The sequence below is a fragment of the Anaerotignum faecicola genome (genome assembly GCA_024460105.1).
GTDB lineage: Bacteria > Bacillota > Clostridia > Lachnospirales > Anaerotignaceae > JANFXS01.
On the sequence record JANFXS010000361.1, the window covers coordinates 1 to 427 of the forward strand.

Sequence of the window (427 nt, forward strand, 5' to 3'; positions counted from 1 at the left end):
GGGAACTATTACAAAAGGCAAAACGGGTACTTGCACTCCAACGCAAGGGGATTAAGCTTATACTACCGGATGTTTTGAGTATCGAGGCTCAGTTATTAAATAAACATCCATAAAAACAGTTTTCGCAGACTGCAATAAACTTGTGGCCCCGTCCATACAGACAGGGCCACAAGTATTTATTTCCCTACAAACACCACAATCGTCCTGGGCGGCACCTCAAACTGCCTGGTCTCCATCACCGGCATTCCGCCTTTCTTCTCCACATCTTCTCCATCGCCCGGCCTCTCCTGATACATACCGTTAAATTCCTTATCGTCCGTGTTAAACACAATATACCATTTCTGCTTCTTCGGCAGATTCGGCAAATCGAATTCATGCGGCTCCCAATGCATGTTATAGGCTACAAAGAAGCTGTCATCCGCGGTGC

The 427-nt window shown here is 46.6% G+C and carries 1 protein-coding gene; it reads right to left on the reverse strand.

Annotated features, from left to right (window positions below; genetic code table 11):
- Positions 1–176: 176 nt before the first annotated feature.
- The coding region (locus tag NE664_14380) for an alpha amylase C-terminal domain-containing protein (protein MCQ4727822.1) at positions 177–427 on the reverse strand (251 nt) is incomplete at its 5' end.